Annotated in this window: 14 protein-coding genes and 2 pseudogenes; 8 read left to right on the top strand and 8 right to left on the bottom strand. The window is 69.5% G+C overall.

Going from position 1 to position 24096, the window contains the following annotated elements; translation table 11 throughout:
* Together ACIRDU_RS36920 and ACIRDU_RS36915 are read right to left on the bottom strand one after the other, a co-directional pair.
* Nucleotides 1-531 (bottom strand): annotated as a pseudogene (locus ACIRDU_RS36920) (hypothetical protein); the annotation flags it as partial.
* A gap of 141 nt (nt 532-672) precedes the next feature.
* Nucleotides 673-957, bottom strand: a complete 285-nt coding sequence (locus ACIRDU_RS36915; RefSeq protein WP_403588307.1) for a hypothetical protein — start codon at nt 955-957, stop codon at nt 673-675.
* An 800-nt stretch (nt 958-1757) separates the two neighbouring features.
* Between ACIRDU_RS36915 and ACIRDU_RS36910 the strand changes: the two genes are divergently transcribed.
* From ACIRDU_RS36910 to ACIRDU_RS36895, 4 genes are all read left to right on the top strand, one after another.
* On the top strand, nt 1758-3116 hold the full coding sequence (locus ACIRDU_RS36910; protein ID WP_403588305.1) for a glycoside hydrolase family 43 protein: 1359 nt from the start codon (nt 1758-1760) through the stop codon (nt 3114-3116).
* A gap of 365 nt (nt 3117-3481) precedes the next feature.
* Complete coding sequence (locus ACIRDU_RS36905) at nt 3482-5788, top strand: beta-L-arabinofuranosidase domain-containing protein (protein ID WP_403588303.1); 2307 nt, start codon at nt 3482-3484, stop codon at nt 5786-5788.
* Between the two features lie 116 nt (nt 5789-5904).
* On the top strand, nt 5905-7311 hold the full coding sequence (locus ACIRDU_RS36900) for a non-reducing end alpha-L-arabinofuranosidase family hydrolase (protein WP_403588301.1): 1407 nt from the start codon (nt 5905-5907) through the stop codon (nt 7309-7311).
* A gap of 77 nt (nt 7312-7388) precedes the next feature.
* Complete coding sequence (locus ACIRDU_RS36895; RefSeq protein WP_403588299.1) at nt 7389-9035, top strand: glycoside hydrolase family 27 protein; 1647 nt, start codon at nt 7389-7391, stop codon at nt 9033-9035.
* A 119-nt stretch (nt 9036-9154) separates the two neighbouring features.
* Here ACIRDU_RS36895 and ACIRDU_RS36890 read toward each other — a convergent pair whose 3' ends face one another.
* Both ACIRDU_RS36890 and ACIRDU_RS36885 read right to left on the bottom strand, forming a co-directional pair.
* On the bottom strand, nt 9155-11806 hold the full coding sequence (locus ACIRDU_RS36890) for an RICIN domain-containing protein (RefSeq protein ID WP_403588297.1): 2652 nt from the start codon (nt 11804-11806) through the stop codon (nt 9155-9157).
* A gap of 261 nt (nt 11807-12067) precedes the next feature.
* Nucleotides 12068-13174 carry a ricin-type beta-trefoil lectin domain protein gene (locus ACIRDU_RS36885; protein ID WP_403588295.1) on the bottom strand — a complete coding sequence of 369 codons (1107 nt, stop codon included), beginning with the start codon at nt 13172-13174 and terminating at the stop codon, nt 12068-12070.
* A gap of 559 nt (nt 13175-13733) precedes the next feature.
* On the opposite strand from ACIRDU_RS36885, the pseudogene ACIRDU_RS36880 reads away from it, so the two are divergent.
* Nucleotides 13734-14094 (top strand): annotated as a pseudogene (locus ACIRDU_RS36880) (2Fe-2S iron-sulfur cluster-binding protein); the annotation flags it as partial.
* 253 nt (nt 14095-14347) lie between these two features.
* Here the strand turns inward: ACIRDU_RS36880 and ACIRDU_RS36875 are convergent.
* The 4 genes from ACIRDU_RS36875 to ACIRDU_RS36860 are packed head-to-tail and all read right to left on the bottom strand — an operon-like array spanning nt 14348 to nt 19203.
* On the bottom strand, nt 14348-15826 hold the full coding sequence (locus tag ACIRDU_RS36875) for an NAD-dependent succinate-semialdehyde dehydrogenase (RefSeq protein ID WP_403588315.1): 1479 nt from the start codon (nt 15824-15826) through the stop codon (nt 14348-14350).
* Between the two features lie 5 nt (nt 15827-15831).
* Entirely contained in the window at nt 15832-17106 is a 1275-nt protein-coding gene (locus ACIRDU_RS36870) for an aspartate aminotransferase family protein (protein WP_403588293.1), read from the bottom strand.
* Nucleotides 17107-17131: 25 nt separating this feature from the next.
* Nucleotides 17132-17896: an SDR family NAD(P)-dependent oxidoreductase gene (locus ACIRDU_RS36865; RefSeq protein ID WP_403588291.1), complete on the bottom strand. Its 765-nt coding sequence runs from the start codon at nt 17894-17896 to the stop codon at nt 17132-17134.
* Nucleotides 17893-19203 carry an amino acid permease gene (locus ACIRDU_RS36860; RefSeq protein WP_403588289.1) on the bottom strand — a complete coding sequence of 437 codons (1311 nt, stop codon included), beginning with the start codon at nt 19201-19203 and terminating at the stop codon, nt 17893-17895. Before ACIRDU_RS36860 ends, ACIRDU_RS36865 begins: the two co-directional genes overlap by 4 nt.
* Nucleotides 19204-19547: 344 nt before the next feature.
* Between ACIRDU_RS36860 and ACIRDU_RS36855 the strand changes: the two genes are divergently transcribed.
* The 3 genes from ACIRDU_RS36855 (at nt 19548) to ACIRDU_RS36845 (ending at nt 23958) form a co-directional block, all read left to right on the top strand.
* A complete protein-coding gene (locus ACIRDU_RS36855; protein WP_403588288.1) occupies nt 19548-20225 on the top strand; it encodes a GntR family transcriptional regulator in 678 nt (225 codons plus the stop codon).
* 248 nt (nt 20226-20473) lie between these two features.
* Nucleotides 20474-21982 carry an ABC transporter substrate-binding protein gene (locus ACIRDU_RS36850; RefSeq protein ID WP_403588287.1) on the top strand — a complete coding sequence of 503 codons (1509 nt, stop codon included), beginning with the start codon at nt 20474-20476 and terminating at the stop codon, nt 21980-21982.
* Between the two features lie 113 nt (nt 21983-22095).
* Nucleotides 22096-23958: an ABC transporter permease subunit gene (locus ACIRDU_RS36845; protein ID WP_403588285.1), complete on the top strand. Its 1863-nt coding sequence runs from the start codon at nt 22096-22098 to the stop codon at nt 23956-23958.
* Nucleotides 23959-24096: the final 138 nt, after the last annotated feature.

Genomic DNA, 24096 nt, shown 5'->3' with positions numbered 1-24096 from the left:
GGCTTCGCCCGCGAGGTCGCCGACGAGGTGCTGTTCATGGACGGCGGCATCGCGGTGGAACGCGGCGACGCCCGTGAAGTGCTGGCCAATCCCCGCGAGAAACGAACCCAGGCATTCCTCGAAAGGGTGCTGTAGCAGGGCACGGACCTGCGGCAGCGGTTCGGCAGCGCATCCGACCCGGCTCTTGCTCCGGTCAAAGCCGTCGCCTTCGGCGAGTTGGTGGGCCTTGGCCGGAGTGACGCCGATGCTGTGACCAGTGGTCCATGTCGAGGCCGCGGGCGGCGACCGGGCCGATGCGGATCGAATGCTCGCCCCCCCGGGTCCGGGGCCTTGAGCCGTCGACAGACCGACCAGGTGCGGACCCGTCCTGATCTCCGGCACCGCCGGAAGGCTCTGGTCGAGCCGCCCGCGCACCTGTGGAAGCACGATGTCGACATCTGCGATGGCTCGCTGGAGGCCGGAGCCCGCGAAGATCTTCATCACCTCCGCGGGGCCGAAGATTTCCGTGCCGCCCCGGACCCGCCCGGGCACGGCGGCGACGATCTGACGCAGGGGGCCCTGTGCGGATTCGGCGGCCTGCGCGATCAGGTCGACCAGCCACCGTGCGGCGTCCCTGACCTCCTGGTGATCGGCGCACCGTCACGTGCTGGATCACGCGGCCTCTCAGGTCGGTCACCAGGACACCGGTGGTCTTGGCGCCGAAGCTGATACCGACGACGTGGCCGGCCTTGCCGGACAGGTCCAGATACGTGGACCGGCGACCGGGCCGGTGACCTCGTCGACCCCGCACTCGACGAGGAAGCCGTCGGCCCAGATCTCCTCCACTGCTCTGAAGACCGTGGCCCTGCTCAGGCCTGTCAGCTCGGTGAGCTTGTTCCGTGTCAAGGGGGCATGGGAGAGGACCACGTCGAGAACTGACGCCTTGTTGCAGTCGCGGGAGGTTGGGTCGGTGGTCACGTGATGACCACAACGAGCCCGGTACGCCGATCGGACCGGGGCCGGTTCGGACGGTACGCCCAAGGGCGACGCGGTGACAAGCGGCTGTTTCGACAGACTTGTCGTTCCCGCCTGGCCGCGCTCGAAAGCGTCCGTGCCGGAGGCTTCCGTCTTGTCGGACGGGCGACTTGACCGCGCACCAGGAGCCAGCCGGCCGTCAGCGGCGGGTCTTCCAGCCGCCACCAGGGCTCGTCGGGGACGACGTGCCGGGCAGTCCGGCGTCACGACCACGGACCGTGCTCCGGTGCGCGCCCGACGACGGCCAGGGCACCGGCCGCTCGAACACGGAGCACCGTGGCGCGGTACCCGGCGGGATGTTCGGTGAACAGCCTTGTGCGAGGGGAGAACTGAGCCGCTCCGCTCCCCGCAGGTCCGCCCTCGGTGCACCTCTCGCGCGGTTCCTGATCCGAGCCGATGAGTCGCGGCGGGTGGAGCGAAGAGCAACGCATCCTGCACACGCGCATGCGGCCCTGCGGGGGCCGGCCGACGCGAGAAGTGTCCGGTGGTGCGAACGTGGGTCACGTCCAGCTGTGCGGAATGGTCGCAGAACGGACAAGAGACCTCGTACGGAGTTCAACGTGCGCTACGGCACTGCCACCCCGCCGCCCGGGTGACCCGAGCCGCACCGGAAACGGAACCCGTCGGAAACATTGACGGAAGCACGGCCCATACCTATCTTCTGCTCGAAGTACCGCACGCAGTTCGGAACTTCGAACAACCTCTCAAGCGTCAGGGCAGTTCACGCAGAAATGGGACGAGCGTTGGACAAAACCCTCAGGGCGGTCCTCGCCCTCCTCGCCTCGGTGGCCGCCCTGCTGGGCCTCACCACCGCCTTCGCCGGTACGGCCGGAGCCGCCCACCCGCCGGCGGGACAGACGACGCGGTACACGATGACCGCATTCACCAACAGCAGCGAGTCGAACATGTACGTGTACGACTCGCCGGACGCCACCGGATTCACCCTGCGGAAGGGCCCGTCCTACACCCCGCCGTCCGGTCTGATCCGAGACCCCAGCATCTTCAAGCACACCGACGGCTTCTACTACCTCACTTACACCACCAACTGGACCGGGAACACGATCGGTTTCGCCCGGAGCACCGACCGAGTGAACTGGACATTCCTGTACAACCACACGATCCCGATCAGCGGGCTGACCCGCACCTGGGCGCCCGAGTGGTTCATCGACACCGATGGCAGCGTCAACGTCATCGTGTCCCTGACGTCGGCGAGCACCGCGACCCACTTCACCGCCTACAAGATCACGGCGACCAACTCCGCGCTGACCGCCTGGTCGGCGCCCACGCAGCTGTCCGGCATCGGCCCGAACTACATCGACACCTTCGTCGTCAAGGTCGGTTCCACCTACCACGCGTTCACCAAGAACGAGACGACGAAGTACATCGAGTACGCCACCGCCTCCAGCCTCACCGGCCCGTACACCGTCAAGAAGACCGGCGACTGGGCGGGCTTCGGCGACTGGGTCGAGGGCCCGGCCCTGGTCCGGCTCGACAACGGAGGCTGGCGCATCTACTACGACGGTTACCGCGCCGGGAAGTACTGGTACAGCGACAGCTACGACAACTTCGCCACCTGGTCCACGCCCACCGAGGTGCCCGGACTGTCCGGCTCCATACGCCACGCGACGGTGCTGAAGGAGACCGTCTCCGGTGGCGTCACCCTCCCGGCCAACACCACTCGGTCCCTCCAGTCCGTCAACTTCCCGAGCCGTTACGCCGTGGTGCGCTCCGACAACCTCGGCTACATCGACCCGGTGACATCCTCCAGCAGCACCACCGTCAAGCAGAGCGCCACCTTCACCGTCGTCCCCGGACTCGCGGACGCCAACTGCTACTCCTTCCGCGACTCCGCCGGACGCTATCTGCGGCACTGGGACTACCGGATCCGCTTCGACAGCAGCAGCGGCACGGCCGTCTTCGACAAGGACGCCACGTACTGCGCCCGTCCGGGCGCGACCGCGGGCTCGGTGAGCCTGGAGTCGTACAACTACCCGGGCCGTTACCTCCGCCACTACAACTACGCGCTGCGCATGGACCTCTACCAGAACACCGACACCTTCCGCGCCGACAGCTCCTTCACGGTGGTCAGCCCCTGGGCCTGACCTGTCCAACCCCCGGCCGGGCCGTCGTGGACCCACGCGGCGGCGCGGCCCCCCTGTCGCCCCGTCAGACGCCACGGCTGCATCCGGCGGCCCCGGAGACGAGGAACCACATGCCGCAGCACGTTCCAGGCGCGCCCCGGTCCAGGCCACGGCCCTCACCGCGTGGATACGCAACCACACGCGCATCGGCTCTCGCCGGCACGGCGGCCGCCACCAACGGCTCCGCCGTGATGCCGTCGGCCTGCCATGTGTGACGGCACGTCGGCAGCAGGCAAGTCCGTGACGTACTGCACCCGACCGTCGGACATGCGAGCGAACGCTCCTACGAACCAAGCAGTCACTCTTCCCTCACCGAAAGGTTCAAGATGTCTTCCTCCGTCAGCAGACGGCGCTTACTGCAAGCAGTCGGGGCCACCGCCGCCGCCTCTGCCACCGGATCCTTCGTCTGCGCGTCCCCCGCCCACGCGGCCGTGCCGCCCGCAAGGGTCGACATCGGGGTCTCCGCGCACCCCTTCGCACTCGACCAGGTCCGGCTCACCGCGAGCCGCTGGCTGGACAACCAGAACCGCACGCGGAACTACCTGCGGTTCGTCGATATCGACCGACTGCTGTACAACTTCCGCGCCAACCACCGGCTGTCCACCAACGGCGCGTCTTCGAACGGCGGTTGGGACGCGCCCGACTTCCCCTTCCGCACCCATGTCCAAGGGCACTTCCTCACGGCATGGGCACAGCTGTACGCCGTGACCGGGGACACCGTCTGCCGGGACAAGGCGACCCACATGGTCGCGGAGCTGGCCAAGTGCCAGGCCAACAACAGTGCCGCCGGTTTCAACGCCGGGTACCTCTCCGGCTACCCCGAGTCCGACTTCACCGCTCTCGAGCAACGGACCCTGAGCAACGGCAACGTGCCGTACTACACCATCCACAAGACCCTCGCCGGCCTGCTGGACGTATGGCGCCACATCGGCAGCACACAAGCCCGTGACGTGCTGCTCGCCCTGGCGGGATGGGTGGACCGGCGCACCGGCCGGCTGAGCGGCCAGCAGATGCAGGCCATGCTGGGAACCGAGTTCGGCGGCATGAACGCCGTGCTGACCGATCTCTACCAGCAGACGGGCGACGCGCGGTGGCTCACCGTCGCCCGACGGTTCGACCACGCGGCGGTGTTCGACCCGCTGGCGGCCAACCAGGACCGGCTCAGCGGACTGCACGCCAACACCCAGGTACCCAAGTGGATCGGGGCCGCGCGGGAGTACAAGGCGACCGGCACCACCCGCTACCGGGACATCGCCACCAACGCCTGGAACTTCTGCGTCGACTCGCACACCTATGCCATCGGCGGCAACAGCCAGGCGGAGCACTTCCGCGCCCCGAACGCCATCGCCGGCTACCTGAACAAGGACACCTGCGAAAGCTGCAACACCTTCAACATGCTCATCCTCACCCGGGAACTGTTCGCGCTGGACCCGAACCGGGCCGCGCTGTTCGACTACTACGAGCGGGCGTGGCTGAACCACATGATCGGCCAGCAGAACCCGGCCGACCCCCACGGCCACGTCACCTACTTCACCCCGCTCAACCCGGGAGGCCGGCGTGGTGTGGGTCCCGCGTGGGGCGGCGGCACCTGGAGCACCGACTACGGCACGTTCTGGTGCTGCCAGGGCACGGGCCTGGAGATGCACACCAGGCTGATGGACTCCATCTACTACCGCAGTGACGACACGCTGATCGTGAACCTGTTCGTGCCCTCGGTGCTCACCTGGTCGGAGCGCGGAATCACGGTCACCCAGACCACGACATACCCCGTCAGCGACACCACGACCCTGCAGATCACCGGCAACGTCAGCGGAACCTGGGCGATGCGCTTGCGCATCCCGGGCTGGACCGCCGGGGCCACCGTCAGCGTCAACGGCACGCGGCAGGACATCGCCACCACGCCCGGCAGCTACGCCACCCTGACCCGCTCCTGGACCTCCGGCGACACGGTCACCGTCCGTCTGCCCATGCGGGTCGTCATGCGAGCGGCCAACGACAACGCGAACGTCGCCGCGATCACCTACGGTCCGGTGGTCCTGTCCGGCAACTACGGCGATTCCACGCTCAGCTCCCTCCCCTCGCTGAACACGTCCTCGATCAGACGGACCAGCAGCACGTCACTCGCCTTCACCGCCACCGCCAACGGCTCCACCGTCAGCCTGGGCCCGTTCCACGACGCGCACGGCCACAACTACACCGTCTACTGGAACGCCGGCGGCACCGTCCGTCTCACCAATGTGGGCAGCGGTCTCGTGCTGGGCATCCAGGACATGTCCACGGCCGACGGCGGCCGCGCCCTCCAGTGGCACGACTCGGGCACCGCCGACCACGACTGGCACATGGTCGCCGATGGAAACGGGTTCCGCTTCCGCAACGCCCACAGCGGCAAGGTGCTCGGCATCTTGAACATGTCCACGGACGACAACGCGACCGTCCTGCAGTGGTCGGACAACGGCACCGCCGACCACCGATGGACACTGCTCGACCAGGGAGACGGGACGTACAAGATCCGCAACGAGCACAGCGGCAAGTTGCTCGCCATCGCGAACAACTCCACCTCTGTCGGCGCGTTCGCGATCCAGGATTCGGACGACGGCACCGCCGACAACCGGTGGCGCATCGTGCGGATATGAGTTCCGCCCCGGAGGCAGAAGGCCGCTCTCCCCCTTCTGTCTGCTCGACAGCTCGACCCTTGTTCGGCATGACGAACATGACGAACGGAACCGCTCACTCAAGGAATGAGACCCCCATGCGCAGACGTGGTTTCAGCCGCAGGCACGTGTCAGTCGTGCTCGCGACCCTGCTCGCTTCGGCGGCGACACTCGTCGCCAACCCCGCCCAGGCCGCCACCACGAGCACCGTGCGCGGCGCCGGTTCCGGCCGGTGCCTCGATGTGCCGGGCACCAGCCAGACCGACGGCACGAACGTGCAGGTCTGGGACTGCCACGGCGGGACCAACCAGCAGTGGACGCTGACGGACAACAACCAGCTCACCGTGTACGGCAACAAGTGCCTGGACGTTCCGGGCCACGCCACCACGGCCGGTACCCGGCCGGTGATCTGGTCCTGCAACGGCGGGACCAACCAGCAGTGGAGGGCGAACGCCGACGGTACGATCGTCGCCGTGGAGTCCGGGCTGTGCCTGGACGTCTCGGGCGGCGCCACCGCCAACGGCACAGCGGTGCAGCTCTGGAACTGCAACGGCGGCAGCAACCAGAAGTGGACCGGCCTGACCGGGACGCCGACCACGTGCGCACTTCCGTCCGCCTACCGGTGGTCCTCGACCGGCCCGCTCGCGCAGCCGACGAACGGCTCGCTGGCGCTGAAGGACTTCACCACCGTCCCGTTCAACGGACAGAACCTGGTCTACGCCACCAGCTCCGACGGAAACGCCTGGAGCGGGATGATGTTCAGCCCCTTCAGGAACTGGTCCGACATGAGCACAGCCACCCAGAACGGAGTAAGCGGGCCGGCGGTGGCGCCCAAACTGTTCTACCTCTCGACCAGGAACATCTGGGTGCTGGCCTCGAACGGGTGGGGCACCAACTGGCCCTTCACCTACCGCACGTCCAGCGACCCCACCAACCCCAACGGCTGGTCCGCCCCGCAGCCACTGTTCACCGGCAGCGTCCCGGTCGGCGGCCCGATCGACCCGACCCTGATCGCCGACGGCCAGAACATCCACCTGTTCTTCGCCAACGACAAGGGCAGCATCTTCAGGTCGAGCATGCCGCTCGGGAACTTCCCCAGCAGCTTCGGCTCCTCCTACACCACGGTCATGACCGACACCGAGGAGCGCCTGTTCGAAGCCCCCGAGGTCTACAAAGTCCAGGGCCAGAACCAGTACCTCATGATCGTCGAGGCGCGGGGTGTCAACGGGCGCTACTTCCGCTCCTTCACCGCCACCAGCCTGACCGGCACGTGGACCGAGCAGGCCGGCAGCGAGAGCAACCCCTTCGCGGGCAAGGCCAACACCAACCAGACCTGGACCAACGACATCAGCCACGGTGACCTGGTCCGCGTCAACGCCGACCAGACCATGACCATCGACCCCTGCAACCTGCAGTTCCTCTACCAGGGCAGGTCTCCCTCATCGGACGGCACCGACTACCTGAAGCTGCCGTACCGGCCGGCCCTGCTCACCCTCCAGCGCTGACCCGGGCGCACCTGATCACCAACTCATGAGCGGCCCATCAGGCCCGCACAGCTACGCGGGCCAGGAAGGAACCCCCCATGGTTTCCCTGCGCAGACGACTACTGCATCTCCTCACGGCCACCGCGCTGACGCTCGCCGCCTGCGTCACCGCCTCCGCCGGCTCGACCGCCGAGGCCGCGCCGGGCAGCCCGGCGCTCACCCCGCCACTGGGCTGGAACAGCTGGAACAGCTTCGGGTGCGGGATCACCGAGGCGCAGGTCCGCCAGGCCGCCGACGCGATGGTGTCCACGGGCATGAAGGCCGCGGGCTACCAGTACGTCGTCGTCGACGACTGCTGGTTCGACCCGCAGCGTGACGCGGCGGGCAACCTCCGGGCCAACCCGACCAAGTTCCCCAGCGGCATGAAGGCGCTCGGGGACTACATCCACGGCAAGGGCCTGAAGTTCGGCATCTACCAGGCGCCCAACGAGAAGACGTGCGCGCAGGGCGTGGGGACCTACCCCGGCTCCACCGGCAGCAAGGGTCACGAGGCCCAGGACGCCGCCACGTTCGCCTCATGGGGCGTGGACTACCTCAAGTACGACTGGTGTTCCGGCAGCGGCACCCTCAACGAGCAGATCGCGCAGTTCACGACCATGCGCGACGCCCTGCGTGCCACCGGCCGCCCGATCGTCTACAGCATCAACCCCAACAGCTTCCACTCCCCCACCGGCGACAAGTACGACTGGGGTGAGGTCGCCGACCTGTGGCGGACGACCGAGGACCTGCTCGACATCTGGCAGAACAACAACACCAACAGCTACCCGATGGGCGTCGGCAACGTCCTGGACGTCACCGCGCCGCTGGCCGCGCAGTCGGGCCCGGGAAACTGGAACGACCCCGACATGCTGGTCGTCGGCCGTCCCGGTCTGTCGCTGACCGAGTCCCGCTCCCACTTCGCCCTGTGGTCGCTGCTCTCGGCCCCGCTCATGGCCGGCAACGACATCCGCACCATGTCCGCCGACGTGAGCGCGATCCTGCGCAACCCCCGTCTGCTGGCGGTCAACCAGGATCCGCTGGGCGCGGGCGGGCGCAGGGTGCGCGACGACGGCGACACCGAGGTGTTCGCCAAGCCCCTGTCCGACGGCTCGGTCGCCGTGGGCCTGTTCAACCGGGGAGGGGGCACCACGACCATCACCGCCTCGGCCGCGCAGGTCGGCCTCACCGGAGGGTCGTTCACCCTCACCGACCTGTGGACCGGTGCCACGTCGAGCACGTCCGGGCAGATCTCGGCGAGCGTCCCGGCGCACGGTGTCGCCGTGTTCAAGATGACCGGCGGCAGCCCGCTGGCCTCCACCACCGCACGTCTGCGCGGTGGTGGATCCGGCCGCTGTCTGGACGTGGACCGCGCCGCCACCGCGGCCGGGTCGGCGACGCTGATCTGGGACTGCCACACCGCCGCCAACCAGCTCTGGACCACATGGGCCGGAGGCGAGATCCGCGTCTACGGCGACAAGTGCCTGGACGCCTCCAACCAGGGCACCACCAACGGCACACGGGTCGTCATCTGGCCCTGCAACGGCCAGAACAACCAGAAGTGGACCAGGCAGACCGACGGGTCGATCCGCAACGTCCACGCCGGGCTCTGCCTGGACGCCCAACAAGCAGGGACCGCCAACGGGACCCCGGTCGTCCTGTGGACCTGCAACGGCCAGAACAACCAGAAGTGGACCACACTCCCGTAACCCGCCACCCCTGCCACCGCACGGGCAGACGCCCGAGCGGTTGAGGGCAGTCCCACGACAGCGGACCTAGCTGCGGGGCCGCAGGCCGTCACGGCTGCGGCCCCGCCACGGCTCTCGGGTCAGGACGGGTCGCCGTACTGCAGGCCGCGTCCGTTGGTGCCGACGTAGACGCGGCCGAAGGTGTCGGGGTCGCCGGTGATGACGCCCACGCCGCCGATGGCGCCCCACTGGTGGGCGTTGTCGTTGACGCGGAGCCAGGTGGCGCCCTTGTCGGTGGAGCGGAAGACGCCGGTGACGTCCTTGACGGTGCCGATCAGGTACAGGGCCTGGTATCTGGTGCCCGGCTTGGCCTTGCCGAAGCCGAGGGCGGAGGCGGACTGCACCGACCTGAGGGTGGTGAAGGTCCGGCCGCCGTCGGTGGAGCGCAGCAGCCCCTTGCCGCCGCCGGCGATCCACAGGTCCCCGGCGATGCCGGGGACGGCCTTGAGCCGGCCGTCGGGCAGGTTTCCGGCGCGGGCGGTGAAGGTCGCGCCGCCGTCGGTGCTGGCGTAGAGCGTGCCGCCCGACAGCGAGTAGAAGGTCCTGGCCGAGGAGCGGTCGGCGACGACCACGGCGCCGTTGCCCAGGCCGCTGACCCTCGACCAGCTCGCCCCCTTGTCGGTGGAGCGGTAGGGGTCCTGGCCGGCCTGGGTCCAGACGATGGTGGAGCCGTCCGCCGCGAGCGCGGCATGCCCGTCCTGGGCACTGGCCACCGGTTCGGCCTTGAAGCCGTTCCAGCTGCTGCCGCCGTCGGTGGAGTAGGCGCCGTCCTGCGCGCCGCCACGGCCGACGCGGACCATCATCGAGGGCTTGGACTGGGCGAAGTCGATGTCGGTGCTGTTGGTCATCAGCGGGTTGTTCAGCCGCCCGGAGGGCACCTTGGTCAGGGAGTCGTGCCGGAAGCCGCCCTGGTCACCCATGGCGGTGATGACGCTGGCGCCGCCGGGAGGGGCGATCGCGTCCAGCAGCGCGGTCTCTTCCAGCCCTCGGGCGCCCATGCTCCAGTGGCTCGTGCCGCCGCTGTCGGAGGCATTGGCGTCCTTGCTGCGCAGGATGCCGTTGCCGGTGCCGTACAGCACGTGCCCGGAGTTGAAGGGATCGATGGCCAGGGCGGTCATCCAGTGCCCGGTGTGGGTGCCGACGTAGGGAGCGGCGGAGGCGTTGCGCTTGGACTTGTCGGCCAGGGCCTTCCAGGTGGTGCCGCCGTCGGTGCTGCGGTAGATCTCGTCCTCGGGCCACCAGCGGCCGAGGGTGGTGACCATCACCGTGGAGGGCTTGCGCGGGTCGACGGCCAGACCGGAGAAGCCATAGTCGCCCTTGGACGGGGAGATGCTCTTCCACGCCCCGCTGCCCGGCGTGTACTTCCACACCGAACCGCCCGTCACGCCGTTGGGGCCGAGGGCGTTGGTGTACGTCAGGTACAGCGAGCCGTCACCGGAGAGCACGCCGTGCTGCGGCAGCTGGCCGGTGGGCTGCCCGGAGACGGCCTGCCAGGTGTTGCCGCCGTCGGTGGAGCGGTACAGCGGGGTGGACTTGTCCCCGACACCGACGTAGATCGTCTTGCTGCCGGCCGGGCCGTACGTCACGAAGGAGATGCCCGCGCCGCTGCTCGCCCCGTCCTTGACGGGGAACGAGGAGACCTGCCGCCATGTCACGCCGTAGTCGGTGCTGCGCCACAGGCCGTTCTTGCGGGTGCCCAGCAGCAGGGTGCGGTGGTTCGCGGGGTCGATCACGAGCCGTTCGCCCGCGCCGCGGCCGTCCTCGTTGCCGCCGATCTTGAAGGGCAGACTCGTGCGCTTGAAGGTGCGGCCCCGGTCGGTGGAGCGCAGGATCGCGCCGTTGCCCGCCCACTCGTTGGTGTAGGTGCCCGCCCCGAGGTAGAGCCGCTTGGGGTCGACGGGGTCGGTGGCCACCGAGTCGATGCCCAGCAGGTTCCAGTCCTTCTCGCCGATCCAGTCGGTCAGCGGGATCCACTGCTCGGCCCCGGTGTCCCAGCGGTAGGCGCCGCCCATGTCGGTACGCGCGTACAGCAGGCCCTTCTCCCGCTGGTTGAACACCAGTCCGGTGACATAACCACCGCCCACCACCTGGGCGTTCTTCCACACATACGGACCGGCCGCGGCCGTGGTCCGCGCCGTGCCCGCCCCGGCCGCCCGGGTCTCGGCTGTCTTCACCAGCTTCCACTGCTGGTTGGCGCTGCCTGTGGCGGGATACTGGACGACTGCCGCGCCGTCGGCCTCGGAACCCTTGGAGACGCCCAGCAGCTGGCCGCTCCTGCGCGAGGTGAAGGTGACGGCGTCGGAACCACTCACCTCGTTGAGCTTCCACTCCTGGGAGGTGGAGGAACTGTCGGTCTGCTGCTCCGTGGCGGCCGCCCGGGCGGTCGAGTCGCCCGCTATGCCCAGCACTTTGCCGCTGTTGCGGTTGACCAGCTCGTAGTAGCCGTCCCTGGTGGGCCGCAGCCTCCATTGCTGGTTGGCGGTGTTCTGGTCGGTCCACTGCTGGATACGGGTGCCGTCGGCGGTGGAGAAGCTGCTGACGTCCAGCACCTTGCCGCTGCGCACGGAGACCAGCCGGTAGTAGGCATCGCCATCGACCGTCGCGGCCTGCGAGTCCTCCTGCGCGATCAGGAGATACGGCACGAGAACGGCGGGCACGCCGAGCAGCAGACCAGTGGCGGTCCAGCGGCGACGGTGACGCCCGCGGCGCCCGCCGTTCGTGGGGTTGTTCATGGGGAGGCGTTCTCCTTGCGTGCTGTTCAACAGTGGAAATCCGGATCCCGGCCACTGGAACTGGCCGGATCCGCTCCCTTGTCGTCACAGACGTCACACAAGGTTGCCGCGAGCCGGAAATTGGATGTCAGCCGTCGTCTTTGAGGTCTCCGGCGCGCTGGGAACCCCGGCGCCACAGCGGGAGCCGGTCCCGACCGTGCCCCGCCACCGGTGTTCTCCCGCAATCCGCGCCCGGAAAGGGTTCAGATTCCGGGAGCGGGGTCATCCGGCGGTCAGAGTGGTCCACTTCTGGTTGGAGCCGCCGTTGCAGTCCCACAGGTGGAGCTGCGTGCCGTCGGTCGTGGAGGAGCCCGGAACGTCGAGGCAGCGACCGGATGCGGGGTTGCGGTAGCCACCGTTGTAGGGCTGCCATACCTGGTTGGCACCGCCGTGGCAGGACCAGAGCTGTACTTTCGTGCCGTTGGCGGTGGCTCCGCCGACGGCGTCGAGGCACTTGCCCATGGAGCGCAGCGTGCCGTCGGTGTAGGCGGACCAGAAGTGGTTGGCACCGTCGCCGCAGCTCCACGTCTGGACGGCGGTCCCGTCGGTGGTGGCGGCGCCCTTGACGTCCATGCACTTGCCGGCCACACCGGACTGTACGCGTGCGGGAGCGGGGGCGGGGTTCTTCAGCCATCCGGCGCTGTCCGCGGCCCTGACGCCGCGGTGGAAGACGTCGGCCATCTTCTGATAGCCCGAATCGTTGGGATGCAGGGCGTCGGCCAGGTCGGCCGTGGTCAGGCTGCTCATGTCCACGTAGGCGACGCGCTTGCCCGCGGCCCGTGCCTCACTGACGATCTGGGGGATGGCCTGGTTGTACGCGGCCCGGTACCGCTCCTCCGAGCCGCTGGTGGACACGACCAGCGAGGCCACGAGGACGGTCGCGTCGGGGGCGGCGGCGGTGATCTGGCCGACCAGCGACTTCAGCCGGGCGGTGGCGGTGGAGACCTCGTAGGACCTGTCTAGGTCGTTGGTGCCGATGTGCAGCGTCACGACATTGGGCCGGTAGCGGGTGAGCGAGGCATCGGCGAGTGCGGCGATCTGGTCGATGCGATATCCCGAGTGGCCTTGGTTGTCCGGGTCGGACATCGAACCGCCCCGCAACGTGCCGACGAAGTCGAGCGGATGGCCGTCCGCGGCAAGCTTGTCCCACAACGGGCCCCGGTAGCCGTTGCCCGTACTGCTGCCCACACCCCAGGTGATGGAGTCACCCAACGGCATGACCCGCAAGGGCGTGGTGGAGGCTGCGGAGGCAGGGGCCACGCCTCCCGCTGTCACCCCCAGCGCGGCGGTGACCAGCGTGATGAGGGACAGAATCCAAGACTTTCTCATGGAGTTCCTCTCTTCTTCGAGCGATTGCTGAATCAGCGAACTGACCGCCGCCCGGCCGTACCAGCGTGTGGTTCGCCGACGACGGCCCGCTCGACGTCCGGATCACCGAGCACAAGGGCGCCGTGATGGCCGTCGCGGCTCAGGAATCCGTCCGGTGGAACGGAAGACGGTGTCGGCCTCGGCCCAGCGGTTGTTGGTGGAGACGACGAGGGTGCCGGGGCGGCGGGCGGCGACGGTGCCGTGCGGCACCCGGCGGTGGGGGCGACGTGCGGAGTCGTGACTGGGGAATTGGCTGAGCTGAAAGAGGGACATCCCATGACTGGGACACGAGGCGCTGTCGAACCGCTTCGACATTGCTGTGAGGTTAAGTGAACGCCCATGGGTGCACAAGGCCCCTTCCAACATTCCCCGGGACACGGAAGAGGCTCTTCGTATGGGCTGCTTGACGCGACGACGTTGGTGATTCATTGCCCTCCCCTGGTCCCACAACGGGTATCGAAGCGCTTCGAATGCGTTCTTCGCTCCACCTCTCCAGGGGAGCGCGCGTGTTCGCATCCAGCTGGACGCGGTCGAGGACCGCTGCCCGTCCGGCGTGCTGCGCGTCGAGCGGTTCCGGCCGAAGGAGCAACCGGCCGGTCCGGGCGGAGAGTTCGAGATCGAGCTGGCGCAAAGTGGCCTGCCCCTGACCGTCGCGCCGGGCGTGTCCGTGCTCGACACGGTGCGGTCGGCCGGCGTCGAGGTGCTCTACCCCTGCACCGAGGGCACCTGCGGCACCTGCGGCACCTGTGAGACCGACGTCCTTGACGGCACCCCGGAACACCGGGACTCCGTTCTCACTCCTGAGGAGCGGGAGAGCGGTGAGACGAGGGATGATCTGTGTCTCCCGGTACCGGGGGCGGCGGCTGGTGCTGGACTTGTGACCCGCAGGTCGGCCTCGATGCGGGCGACGGTCGCCACGCAGCAGGAGGCAGCCCCGCTGCGCCGGGCGGAAGCCGCCATCCCAGAAGTGGGGGCGTGCCCGGCCCCGGCAAGCGGGACCGGGCGCCACCAAGAGGTCGGCAGTCCGGCGAGTGGCCGACAGTGTGGGATCGGCGGGAGTCGTCCCCGTCAGGCCAGTGGGTCGACGCGCCTTGTCGGGCCGCCTCGGCACGGCGTTGTGCCGGCGAGGGCCGGTCAACTGGTCGGCCGCAAAGAGAGGTTGTAGTAGCGGATCTCCTCGTACTCCTCGAGTCCTTCGCTGCTGCCCTCGCGTCCGAGGCCGGATTGCTTGACCCCGCCGAACGGTGCGGCCGCGTTCGAGGGGACGCCCTGGTTGATGCCGACCAGTCCGGTGGCCAGTTGGTCGGCCACGTTGAAGGCGCGGTCGAGGTTCTCGGTGAAGACGTAGCCCGCCAGGCCGTGCTCGGTGTCGTTGGCGCGGGCGATGGCCTCGTCCTGGTGGGAGAAGCGCTGGATGGCGGCGACCGGCCCGAAGATCTCGGTGCGGGCGAGGTCGGCGTCAGCCGGTACGTGGTCCAGGAGCGTCGGTTCGAAGTACGTGCCGGGGTGGCTGGGAGCCGAGCCGCCGGTGCGGAGGTGTGCGCCGCGGCGGGTCGCGTCCTCGACCAGGCCGGTGAGTCTGGTCACGGCGCTGTGGTCGATCACAGGGCCGAGGTCGACGCCCGGGGCGAGTCCGTTGCCGACCTCGATGGCGGCCAGCCGGTCGGTCAGGGCGTCGACGAAGGCGTCGGCGATGCCGTCCTGGACGAAGATGCGGTTGGCGGCGATGCAGGACTGGCCGCCGTTGCGCATCTTGGCGGCGAACGCCCCGTCGACGGCCCGCTCCAAGTCGGCGTCGTCGAAGACCAGCAGCGGGGCGTTGCCGCCCAGTTCCATGGAGCTCTTGAGGACGTTGTCCGCGGCGAGACGCAGGAGGACCTTGCCGACCCCGGTCGATCCGGTGAAGGACACCTTGCGCGCCCTCGGGTCGGCCAGCACGGCGGTGCTGAAGGCGGGGGCGTCGGTGGTGGTGACGACCTGCACCAGGTCTTCGGGGACACCGGCCGCGACCGCGAGCTGGACCGCGAGGATGGTGGTCAGGGGGGTCTGGGGCGCGGGTTTGACGACCACGGGGCAGCCGGCGGCCAGCGCCGGGGCTATCTTGCGGGTGGCCATGGCGAGCGGGAAGTTCCACGGGGTGATGAGGACCGACAGCCCCACGGGTGCGCGCCGGGTGAACAGACGGGCCCCGCCGGTGGGGGCGTCGCGGAGGTTTCCGGCCGGGCGTACCGCTTCCTCGGCGTACCAGCGGACGAAGTCCGCGCCGTAGGAGACTTCGGCACGGGCCTCGGCGAGCGGCTTGCCCATCTCGCGGGTGATGAGCAGGGCGATGATCTCGGCGTTGCTTCTGATCAGGTCGTACCAGGCGCGCAGGATGTCGGCGCGGTGCCGCGTGGTGGTGGCGGCCCAGGACCGGCCTGCCTCGTCGGCGCGGGCGACGGCGTCGAGGGCCTGCCGGACATCGAGGTCGGGGACCTGGGCGATCGTGTGGCCGGTGGCCGGATCGTGGACGTCGAAGGTGCGGGCCACGCCCGGCACGGCGAGATCGAGGTTGGCCAGAACCTTGTCGGAGCCGGCCAGGGCGGTCGGTTCGGCGTCGGGGAGGGTGCGCATGGTGGTCACTTGGCTTCCTGGTCGGCGATGACGGTGTCGATGGCGGCCACGAGCTGCCGGATCTCGTCGTCGGTGGTGATGAACGGCGGGCTGATCTGAACGGTGTTGCCGCGCAGCGGTCGAGTGATGAAACCGTGCTCGACCAGTTCGTCGGTGACCGCTTCGGCGCTGATGTCGTCCGTGAGCGTGATGCCGCCCAGGAAACCCGCCACCCGTGTCTCCACGACCGCTGCCCGGGTCGTGAGGCCGTTCAGTTCGCGGGCGAGCAGCTGTTCCAGCTCGGTCACTCGGGGCAGCAGCTTGTCCTCGTCGAGGAGGTCGAGGTTGCGCAGGGCGACGGCGGAGGCGGTGGCGTGCCCGGCGTAGGTGGCGCCGTGGCGGAAGACGGGGGTGTCGGATGAGTCGCGGTAGAACGGCTGCCAGATGTGGGGCGCGACGAGTACGCCGCCCAGTGGGGCGTATCCGGACGTGATGCCCTTGGCGAAGGTGATCAGGTCGGGCCGGAGACCGTACCGCTCGGAGGCGAACATGTGGCCCGTACGTCCGAACCCGGTGATGACCTCGTCGACGATCAGGAGGATGTCGTTCTGCCGGCAGATGCGCTGCAGTCCCTCCAGGTAGCCGGGCGCGGGCGGGTTGACGCCGCCGGTGCCCTGGATGGGTTCGGCCACGATCGCCGCGATGCTCTCCGGGCCGATGTCGCGCACCGTGCGCTGGACCGCCTCGATGTCGTGGGTCGAGACGCGCGCGGTCTCGGGCACCAGGGACTCGGTGCCGTAGCCGGCGCGGTTGAAGTCGAGGCCCGCGATGCTGGTGCCGTAGGCGTGCAGGCCGTGGTAGGCGAACTCGCGGCTGAGTATCACGGTCTTGCCGGTGCGTCCCTCGCGCTGCCAGTGGCGGCGGGCGAGCTTGCAGGCGACGTCGATGGCGTCGGATCCGCCGCTGTTGAGGATGACCTTGGGGTCGTCGATGGGCGAGAGCGTGGCCAGGCGCTCGGCGAGTTCGACGGCTCGGTCGTTCAGGTAGCGGCCGAAGATGTGGTACGTCTCCAGCCGCCGCATCTGCTCGTAGGCGGCCTCTGCGAGTTCGGGGCGGGCGTGGCCGACGTTCGCGTGCCACAGACCGGCCGTGCCGTCGAACAGACGGCGGCCGTCCGTGGTGAAGACGTAGCTTCCTTCGGCGCGGTCGACGGTCAGCTGGCGTCCCAGGACGGACGGGAGGTGGGCCTGGGCGCTCCAGAGGGCGGGCCCGGTCAGGACGGGCGGGTTCTCGTTGGACATGACTGCTTCCCTGGGGGTGTGCGAGTTACTGGGCGGTGTAGCCGCCGTCGACGGGCAGGGTGATGCCGGTGATGTAGTCGGCGCTGGGTGAGGCCAGGAACGCGATGGCGTTCGCGACGTCCTGCGGGGTGGCCGGCCTGCCGAGCGGAATGCCGTCGGCCACCGTGCGGGCAACGGTTTCGGGGTCCTCGTGGGAGGCGAGCCATTCCTCGTAGAGCGGCGTGCGGGTCATGCCGGGTGCTACGGCGTTGACGCGGATGTTGTACGGCGCGAGTTCCACCGCGGCCGCCGCCGTCAAGGCCTTCATCGCGCCCTTGCTGGCGCTGTAGACGCCCATCGTGGCAACGCCGACCGTGGCCAGCCGGGAGGTGACGTTGATGATGCTGCCGCCCGACTCCCGCATGGCGCGCCCTGCCGCCTGGAGCACGGCGATCGCGGCGAAGGTGTTGATCTCGAACGTGGCGCGGATCTCGGCGGCCGGGACGTGCAGCAGTTCTCCGGTGTGGTCGCTTGCCGCGTTGTTCACCACCACGTCCACCCTGCCGAACCGGTCGACGGCGTGTGCCAGGAGACGTTCGGGTTCGCCGTCCCGTGTGAGGTCGGCCGGGGCGAAACAGGCGCTGTCGGAGTCGAGTTCACGCGCCAGGGCCTCACCTCGTTCGCCGCAGCGGCCGCTCAGGAGTACCGCGAACCCGTCGTGGTGGAGTCGCCGGGCGGCTTCGGCGCCTATGCCGGAGGTGGCGCCCGTGACGAGAGCCACCCGGGACGGCGTCGGTACCTGGCTCGTCATCGACGTGCGACGGCCTTCTGCACGTACCGCACGACCACGTACGTGGCGAGGATGACGGCCAGGCTGAGGACGCTGAGGTAGAGCTGCGAGCGGGCGTCCGGAACCAGCAGCATGGAGCTCACCACGACCAGGATGCCCGCCAGGGTGATCCAGCTCAGGTACGGATAACCCCACATGCGGAGCTTGAGCCGCTCGGGGGCCTCCCGCTCCAGCCGGCGCCGCATGCGCAGCTGTGATCCGGCGATGATCGCGTAGACGAACAGGCCCACGGCCCCGGCGGAGTTGATGATGAAATCGAAGACGGTGTCCGGCGCGACGTAGCTCATGACGACGGCGACATAACCGGCGGAGGTGCAGGCCAGAATGGCCTTCCAGGGCGTTCCCTTCCGGTTGCGGTCGGCGACCCATCTCGGCGCCCAGTTGTGGCGCTGGAGTGCGAACAGCATCCTCGAGGCCGTGTAGAGGCCGGAGTTGAGGACCGACAGTACGGAGGTGAGGACGACGACGCTGATGATGGTGGACGCCGCGGGTATGCCCATCTTGCCGAAGGCGGCGGCATAGGGGCTGGTCTGGGTCGGGATCTGGCCCCACGGGGTGATCATCACCAGCAGGGTCACCGAGCCGACGTAGAAGATGATCACACGCCATACCGTCGAGGAGGTCGCCTTGACGACCGACTTCACCGGGTCGGCGGACTCCGCCGCGGCGATGGTCACGATCTCCGTGCCGACGTAGGCGAAGATCACCATCACGATGCCGTGCAGGATCGCCGACAGGCCGTGGGGGGCGAAGCCGCCGTGGGTGACGTTGCCGACCGACAGGTTCGACCCTGGCCAGATGCCCAGCGCGAAGAGGGTGCCGGCGAGGAGGAAGACGACGATCGTGGCGATCTTGACCGAAGCCAGCCAGAACTCGGTTTCGCCGAACGAGCGGGTGGACACGAGGTTCGAGGCGGTGAGAAGGGTCATCAGGACCAGGGAGAAGACCCACTGGGGTACGCCCGGGATCCACAGCATGAGCAGTTTGGCGCCGGCCACCGCCTCGAACGCCACGACGCCCACCCAGAAGTACCAGTACAGCCAGCCGATGGTGTAGCCGGCCCAGCCGCCGAGCGAGGCGCGGGCGTACTCCATGAACGACCCGAGCGTGGGTGAGGCGGTGGCCATCTCCCCCAGCATCCGCATGACGAGGATGACCAGGAGGCCGCCGAGGGCGTAGGAGAGGATGCTCGCCGGACCCACGGTGTGGATGACGGCTCCGCTGCCGACGAAGAGGCTGGCGCCGACGATGCCGCCGAGGGCGATCATTCGGACGTGCCGTTGTCTTAGTGGTCCCGGCGCGTCGGGCTTGAGGTGCTCTGTGGTGACCTCGGGAATTGTCTGCACTGTTCTGAGCCTTTCTGCGGCGTCGTTGCCGGTGGTCGCGCATGCGACAAACAACGGGGGCCGTGTGCGCGCCAGGCGGTCTGCGGCTCGGACGTGGACGTGGAGCGCCTGGCATCGCGGTGGCTGGGCGGGGGCGGGACTCGCGGCGTCGGGCGACGGCGCGGAGACGCTGTCCCAGGACGAGTCGAGCTGTGCGACCGTCGATGTGGAACTGTAGAACAGTTCTACTGTTGAGCGCTAGGGCCCCGGCTCGGTACGATGACGCCATGACGGCACTCGACGGGTTGGTGGCCCGCAGGACCACCACCGCACAGCAGATCGCGGACGGACTTTCGCAGCGGATCCTCGCGGGGGCCTTCCGCCCCGGTGAGCGCCTGCGCGAGAGTGCGATCGCCACCGAACTCGGTATCGCACGCAACACGGTCCGCGAGGCGGTGCGTCTACTGGAGCACGGCGGTCTGGTCCGTTTCGAGCTGAACCGCGGGGCCGTCATCATCTCTCCGACACCCGAGACGGTCGCGGAGCTCTACACCGCTCGCCAACGCTTGGAGACGGCCGCGCTGGCGACACCCCTCTCCGGTGACCAACTCGCTGTCGTGGAAGAGTCCTACTCCCGACTCGCGACGGCGACCAGGTCACACGAGCGCGCTGACATCGTGGCCGCGGACCTGGCCTTTCACGCGGCGATCGTGGCAGCCCTCGGCAGTAGCCGCATCGACGCGTTCTACGCGGGACTGACCCGGGAACTGCGCTTCTATCTCATGGCCCTGTCCGCACACGAGCGGGAGTACGAGAACCCCCGCAAGGTGGTCAGCGAGCACGAGCCGCTCATGGAAGCGGTCCGGGCAGGCGATGCCCGGCGTGCACAGCGCGAGGCGAGTCACCACATCGAGACGAACGCCGAAAGAGTGCAGCGAATCCTGGCCGCTCACGACGACGGCTGACGCCTGCACCCCGCACACACCGTGGCGGTGACGGACGTCGAGTGAGGCCGCCCGCACGGCGGCGGGCGCAGGGAGGGGCCCGACCGCCGACGACCCCGGACGGACCCGGCACGCACCGAAGACCCCACCATCCCGCGAGGAAACAATTCCGCGTCTTGAAACCCTCTTGGCGAAATGGAAACGGTTTTCACCTACTCTGCCGTTGAAGCCCCCTTGATCGCCACCGTCGGAAGACAAGAACGCGAACCATGAGAACACCCCGCCGCCGACTGATAGCCGGCTTGCTCCTCGCTCCCCTCCTCACCGGCTGTTTCGCCTCCCATGAGGACGACCCATCGTCCTCCGGCTCGTCGGGCTCCGCAGCGGGAGCCCGGCTGCGGGTGGCCCTGGCCTTCGCACCGACCGAGCACTACTCCCCTTACGGCCAGGACGCCTTCATCATGTCCCGGTTGGATGTCTCGGAGGGGCTGACCAAGCTGGACGCCAACGGCACCGCGATCCCCTCGCTCGCCGAGTCGTGGATCAGTGACAAGGACGGCAGGAGCTGGGTGTTCACGCTGCGGCAGGCCAGGTTCCAGGACGGCACCGCGGTCACCGCGAAGGCCGTCGCCTCCGCGCTCACCCACGCCGCCGAGGCTGAGCCGGCACCCGCCGCCCTGAGCGGAGTGAAGCTGACCGCCCAGGCCATGGGCGAGGACCGGGTGCGGGTCGACACCGGCACGGCCGACCCGGTGCTGCCGCTGCGGCTGTCGAACCCTGGCCTGGCGGTGTTCTCCCCGAAGGCGTACGAGAAGAACGGCACCGTGAACCCGGTCGGCACCGCCACCGGCCCCTTCGAGATCACGAAGATCACCGGTGACACGGCGGCCACCCTGAACCGCTTCGACGGCTACTGGGACGGCCTCGCCCAGTCCCCCGGCATCGACGTCCAGTTCATCGCCGACGGCACCGCCCGCGCCGACGCCCTGCGCACCGGCCAGGTGGACATCGCCCAGGCGATCCCCGTCTCGCAAATCGCGTCCCTGGACAAGGGCACCGTCCACGAGACGGACACCGCCCGCGACACCAGCCTCTACCTGAACACCAGATCCGGCCCCTTCACCGACCCCGGACTGCGGGCCGCCGCCCGCGAGGCCATCGGCACCTCCGTCATCGCCAAGCAGGTGTACGAGGGGTACGCCGAACCCGCCAAGGGCCTCTTCGGCCCCGCCCTGCCCTGGACGGCCGGCAAGCGCGTTGCGCCCACCGGACGGGCCGAGGCCACCAAGCCCGACGGCAGGACCATCACCATCGCCACCTACTCCACCCGGCCCGAGCTGCCCGAGGTGGCCCAGGTGCTGCAGCAGGACCTGGAGAAGGCCGGGTTCAAGGTGAAGCTGGTGGTGCGCAGCGACTCGCAGGTCGAAAGCGACATGCTGGCCGGGAAGTACGACGCCGCGGTGACCTCCCGCAACATGATGCTCGACACGGGCGACCCCGTCTCGGTCCTGGCCAGCGACTTCACCTGCCACGGCACGTACAACCTGTCGCAGCTGTGCGACAAGAACGTCGACCGGCTCGTCGCCGCCGCCCAGGCACAGTCCGACACCGGCAGGCGGCAGGACGCCGCCATGAAGGCCGAGGCGGCGATCCTCGGCACCGACGCCGTGATCCCCCTCGTCCACGTGAAGGCAGTCCTGGGCATCGCCAAGTCGGTGCAGGGCGCGCTGTTCAGCTGGGACGAGCGCCAGTACGTGGGAACAGGATCCCGGCGCTGAACCGCACATCCGGCCGCTCCGAAGGCCCCTCCGCTCGGTCCACCGCCCTGCGCGCTCTGGCGCGGGGCGGCGGCCCCACGCTGCTGTGGCGGGCCGCGCTCACCGCCGCCCTGGTGTGCGCGATCGGCCTGCTGCCATGGCTGTCGCGCACCGACCCCGCGCTGACCGTGCTCAAGGCCCGCTCCGCAGAGCGCGATCCCACCCCCGGGGCACTGCGGGCCATACGGGATCAACTCGGCTTGAGCAGGGGCCCGTTGACGCTGCTCGGGCACTGGCTGGGCGGACTTCTGCGCGGAGACACGGGCCGCTCCTGGGTCTCCGGCAGCGAGGTGCTGCCCTCTGCCGCACAGGCCCTCGGTGTCTCCCTGATGCTGATGGCCGGGGCTGTCGCGGTCGCCGTGTGCACGGCCGCCGCGGTGTGCGCCCGCACCCTGTGGCTGGGCTCCAGGCGCCAGCCCGGCACCAGGCGTCCGGGCGGCACCGGATCGGCGGTGCTGGCCGCACTGCCCGAGTTCCTCGTCGCCTCCGTCCTCGCCTCGGTCATCGGCGCGCAGCTCGGCTGGCTGCCCGCCCTCGGCTGGTACGGCCCCCAGTGGATGGTCCTGCCCTCCCTCGCACTCGGTCTGCCCGCCGGGGCGGTCCTCGGGCGACTCCTGGACGACCTGTTGCCCGGCGCGTTCGCCGAGCCGTGGGCTTTGGCGGCTGCCGCCCGCGGCCTCCCGCCCAGGGCCGTGGCCCGCGAAGCGGTGCGGCGCTGCGTGCCCGGCCTGCTGCCCAACCTGGGTCTGTTCGTAGTGAGCCTGACCGGCGGAGCCGTCGCCGTGGAGCAGATCTTCGACATCCCCGGTCTGGGTCAGCTCACCCTGCGCGCCGCCCTCGCCCAGGACCTGCCCGTCCTGCAGACCGGCACGCTCACCCTGGTCGTGCTCGCCGCCATCGCGGGTGCCCTGGCGCGACTCACCGCCCGGCTGCTCATCGGGCCCGCGCTGCGCGACGGCGCCCTGCATTCCCTGCATCCTCCCGCACCGCCGGCGCGCAGCATCCTCCCCTTGCTGTACGGGGCACTGCTGGCCGCCGTCATCACCCTCGGCCTGCCACGCGACCCGCTCGCGCTGGACCCCGCCGCCGGACTCCAAGCCCCCTCCGCCTCCCATCCGTTCGGCACCGACGCGCTCGGCCGGGACATCCTGGCCCGCGTCGGCCACGGCGCGCTCACCACCCTCGGTATCGCCCTGGCCGTCAGCGCCGCCGCCCTCGTCACCGGCCTCTTGCTGGGCCTGCTCCCCCGCCTGTCCGGGCCCGTGGCCGACACCATCAACGCCGTACCACCCGTCCTGGCCGGACTCCTCGTCACCGGCCTCGCGGGCAGCGGCCCGTGGACCCCGGCCATCGCCGTGGCCGTCGGCGCCTGGACCCCCCTGGCCACCCACACCTCCGCCCTCCTCCAGCAGGAACGCGCCACCACCCACCTCACCGCCACCCGCGCCCTCGGCGCCTCGGAGTGGTACCTGCTCACCCGGGAGTTGCTCCCGGCCGTCCTGCCGCCCGTCGTCCGCCACGCCCTGCTCCGACTGCCCGGCGTCGCCCTGAACCTGGCCGCGCTCAGCTTCCTCGGCCTCGGTGCCCAGCCCCCCTCCCCCGAATGGGGCCTGCTGCTCGCCGAGAACCAGCCATACGCCGAACGCGCCCCCTGGGCCGTCCTCGCCCCGGCCGCCGTCCTGGCCCTGCTCGGAGCGCTCGCGGTCACGGCAGCCGGTGGAGTCCGCATCCCCCGGCTCAGGCGGCCGCAGGCCGCTTTGCGCTCTCGGGCCGAATCAGGTGGAAGAGCTCGCGTGCCACATCGAGGGCCTGCACCAAGCCAGGCGGGCGGTCGGAACCGTGACTGCGGTGTATTGGCAGGCCCCTATCGGGACACAACCCCCAGACTCGGTGCGGGCACGCACCGTCCCACACCCGAAGAGCGACACACTACGTGACAAGGCACCCGGCCAGCTCTCACACGAGTCAGACCCCGACACGGGACGGCACCCGTCGGGTTCCCCCCCCCCGGCACAGCCGCCCCAGCGACCGCGTGCTTCCGGAAGATCCAGCGACCGGCCCGCGAGTTGCTCGCA

The organism is Streptomyces sp. NPDC093598 (assembly GCF_044764825.1).
In the GTDB taxonomy this organism is placed as follows: domain Bacteria; phylum Actinomycetota; class Actinomycetes; order Streptomycetales; family Streptomycetaceae; genus Streptomyces.
Note: the sequence above shows the minus strand (reverse complement) of the source record. Positions and strands in the feature narration are given on the sequence as shown.

What these genes read in the sequence shown, in the direction of transcription:
- ACIRDU_RS36855 (WP_403588288.1), top strand. Translation starts at nt 19,548, where the DNA reads ATGACGGCACTCGACGGGTTGGTGGCCCGCAGGACCACCACCGCACAG.
- ACIRDU_RS36870 (WP_403588293.1), bottom strand. Translation starts at nt 17,106, where the DNA reads ATGTCCAACGAGAACCCGCCCGTCCTGACCGGGCCCGCCCTCTGGAGC.
- ACIRDU_RS36900 (WP_403588301.1), top strand. Translation starts at nt 5,905, where the DNA reads ATGCGCAGACGTGGTTTCAGCCGCAGGCACGTGTCAGTCGTGCTCGCG.
- ACIRDU_RS36885 (WP_403588295.1), bottom strand. Translation starts at nt 13,174, where the DNA reads ATGAGAAAGTCTTGGATTCTGTCCCTCATCACGCTGGTCACCGCCGCG.
- ACIRDU_RS36865 (WP_403588291.1), bottom strand. Translation starts at nt 17,896, where the DNA reads ATGACGAGCCAGGTACCGACGCCGTCCCGGGTGGCTCTCGTCACGGGC.
- ACIRDU_RS36890 (WP_403588297.1), bottom strand. Translation starts at nt 11,806, where the DNA reads ATGAACAACCCCACGAACGGCGGGCGCCGCGGGCGTCACCGTCGCCGC.
- ACIRDU_RS36875 (WP_403588315.1), bottom strand. Translation starts at nt 15,826, where the DNA reads ATGCGCACCCTCCCCGACGCCGAACCGACCGCCCTGGCCGGCTCCGAC.
- ACIRDU_RS36850 (WP_403588287.1), top strand. Translation starts at nt 20,474, where the DNA reads ATGAGAACACCCCGCCGCCGACTGATAGCCGGCTTGCTCCTCGCTCCC.
- ACIRDU_RS36895 (WP_403588299.1), top strand. Translation starts at nt 7,389, where the DNA reads ATGGTTTCCCTGCGCAGACGACTACTGCATCTCCTCACGGCCACCGCG.
- ACIRDU_RS36905 (WP_403588303.1), top strand. Translation starts at nt 3,482, where the DNA reads ATGTCTTCCTCCGTCAGCAGACGGCGCTTACTGCAAGCAGTCGGGGCC.
- ACIRDU_RS36860 (WP_403588289.1), bottom strand. Translation starts at nt 19,203, where the DNA reads ATGATCGCCCTCGGCGGCATCGTCGGCGCCAGCCTCTTCGTCGGCAGC.